Source organism: Tardiphaga sp., from assembly GCF_041424195.1.
In the GTDB taxonomy this organism is placed as follows: domain Bacteria; phylum Pseudomonadota; class Alphaproteobacteria; order Rhizobiales; family Xanthobacteraceae; genus Tardiphaga.
Map to the genome: position 1 here is coordinate 1 of NZ_JBGMOE010000014.1, position 2613 is coordinate 2613.

At 62.1% G+C, this 2613-nt stretch carries 1 protein-coding gene and 1 pseudogene; both read right to left on the reverse strand.

What is annotated here, in order from left to right; translation table 11 throughout:
• Positions 1-199 precede the first annotated feature (199 nt).
• Positions 200-1015 carry an IS21-like element helper ATPase IstB gene (gene istB, locus ACEK02_RS02425; RefSeq protein WP_100429633.1) on the reverse strand — a complete coding sequence of 272 codons (816 nt, stop codon included), beginning with the start codon at positions 1013-1015 and terminating at the stop codon, positions 200-202.
• A pseudogene (istA, locus tag ACEK02_RS02430) lies at positions 1008-2523 on the reverse strand (IS21 family transposase). The gene istB and the pseudogene istA overlap by 8 nt, the downstream one beginning before the upstream one ends.
• Positions 2524-2613: the final 90 nt, after the last annotated feature.

The window sequence follows — 2613 nt, forward strand, 5'->3', positions numbered from 1 at the left end:
TGTTGGCGCCGACCTAAAATTGACCCACCGCGCCGATCCAAATTTGACCCAGGGCGGGGTGCTGCTTTTTTGAGTGGTAGCTGTGGATAAGTGTACCAAATATGGAAGTGAATTCGTGGAGGGCGAAGCCCGGAACGAATTCCACTTCCGCTTTCGCGCTTTATTTAACGATATAAACGATTTAGTTCATTATTCGTTTTTACTCACTTTCATCCTCCCCAGCGGCGTTCGGGTCTGCCTTGTCCGCTTTGCGCTTCTGTTCCCGCGCCTTGATCCTTCCCTTCGCCGCCATGCTGCTGTGCTGGAAGCGGTACGACTCGTTACCGGTCTCCACGATGTGGCAATGGTGGGTCAGCCGGTCCAGCAACGCCGTGGTCATCTTGGCGTCGCCGAACACGTTCGACCATTCGGCGAAGCTCAAGTTGGTGGTGATGATGACGCTGGTGTGCTCGTACAATTTCGACAGCAAGTGAAATAGCAAGGCGCCGCCGGCCTGGCTGAACGGCAAATACCCGAGTTCATCCAGCACCACCAGGTCCATGCGCAGTAACGACAGCGCCAGTCGGCCCGCCTTGCCGTCGCGCTTCTCGCGCTCGAGCACATTGACCAGGTCGACCGTGGAGTAAAAGCGCACCCGTTTGCCCTTGGTCGCGATGCCCGACACGGCCATCGCGGTGGCCAGATGGGTCTTGCCGGTACCCGGGCCGCCGATCAGCACGACGTTTTGCGCCGTGTCGGTAAACGTCAACGTGGCAAGCTGGCGCACCAGCGGCTGATTGACCTTGCTTGATGCGAAGTCGAACCCGGCCAGATCGCGATGCAAGGGAAACTTGGCGGCAAACATCTGGTGACTGACCGAACGCATGGCTCGGTCGATATGCTCGGCCTGCAGCAAGTGTTCGATCAGCCATGTCGACGCCGCCACCGCGCTTTCGTCTTGTTCCTTCAATTCGTCCCAGGCGCTGACCATGCCGTGCAGACGCAACTCCTTCAGTTCGGCGGCGATATCACGCATGATCGATCTCTACCAGATCGCCGCCGGTGGCGCGCAGGCTGTCGTAGCGGCCGGTGTTGGCGACCGGCGCGTCCTTCAATTGCAAACTGGTCTCGACCGTCGCCGGCACCGGGCCGGCATTGAGCCGCGCCAGCACATTTTCGACGTGCTCGGCGCTCAGCACCCCCGACTCCACCACCAGTTCCACCGCCACCAGTACCGCCGCCAGCCCCGCCGTGGGCACGGCGGCCAGCACTTGCGCCATCACCTTGTCGCCACCGGCATGGCGCAGCAGGCCCTGTTTGAGCCGCAGCAATGGCGCCGGCAAGTCGGCGAACGGCGCGCCGTTGCGCAGCGCCCCCGGCTTGCGCTGCACCAGCGGGACGTAGTGCTGCCAGTCGTAAAGCACCTGGCCGCGCTCGGCCACGCGCTCATGGCTGGCCACGATGGCGTCGCCGGCGACGACGCACACTTTGCCCGGATACAGCCGCGCGCTGACCATCTGCCCGGCGAACTCGCACGGCACCGAGTAGCGGTTGCGGCTCACCGTCACCAGGCAGGTGGACGACACCCGCGACGGCTTCTCCACGTAGCCGTCGAACGGCGTGGGCATCGGCATCATCTGCGACTGCTCCTGTTCCAGCATCTCGGCCACGCTCAACGCCGGGTGCTCGGGGTGCCGCACCTCGTCCCACAGCGCGCGGCAGCGCCCGGCCAGCCAGACGTTGAGTTCGACGAAGGAAGCGAAACGCAAGGTCTGCGCCTCGATCCAGATGCGGCGCCGGCTGTCTTGCACGTTTTTCTCGACCAGGCCTTTTTCCCAACCCGAGGCGACGTTGCAGAAGTCAACGTCGAACAAATAATGGGCGCACATGACGGCGAAGCGGGCATTGACGATCCGCCCCTTGCCCTTGTTCACCTTGTCGACCGCCGTCTTCATGTTGTCGTAGATACCCCGGCGCGGCACACCACCGAGCGCCGCGAAGGAACGGGAGTGGGCGTCGAACAGCATCTCATGACCCTGGCTCGGATAGGCCACCAGCCAGAACGCGCGGCTGGCGCACAGCTTCATGTGCGACACCTGCATGCGACGGTAGATGCCGCCGATCACCAGGCCTTCTTCGCTCCAGTCGAACTGGAAGGCCTCGCCCTGCTCGAAGCTGAGCGGCACGAAAGCGCGCGGCGCGTTGCCTTCACGGCCACGCCAGTCACGGGTGAAATCGGTGACGCGGCTATAGCTGCCGGTGTAGCCCTCGGCTTTGATGTGAAGGAATAAAGCCTTGCTGGTGCGCCGGTTCTGCTTGATGCGCAGCGCGTCGGCCTTGAGGGCCAATTCGAGCCTGATGTGAAACGGCTCGAGCTTGGTCGATACCGCGCCGCGCCGGTAGCTCGGAGGGGAAACCACAGCCTCTTCCGGCTGCCGGAGCCACTTGCGCAGCGTATTGCGGCAGTCCCGTGCGTTTTGAAATTTCGTGCAGCGACAGCTTGTCGCGCAGATGCATACGTCGAACTTTGCCTAACATTTCCATGGTGATCACCTTGTATATCTCCCGCCTAATAAGTAGGCAGGAGCAGTAGAACACCTGGGTCAATTTTGGGTCGGCACAACAGCTATAGGT

Excerpts from the sequence above, each read along its gene's own strand:
- istB (WP_100429633.1), bottom strand. The coding sequence starts at position 1,015 with ATGCGTGATATCGCCGCCGAACTGAAGGAGTTGCGTCTGCACGGCATG.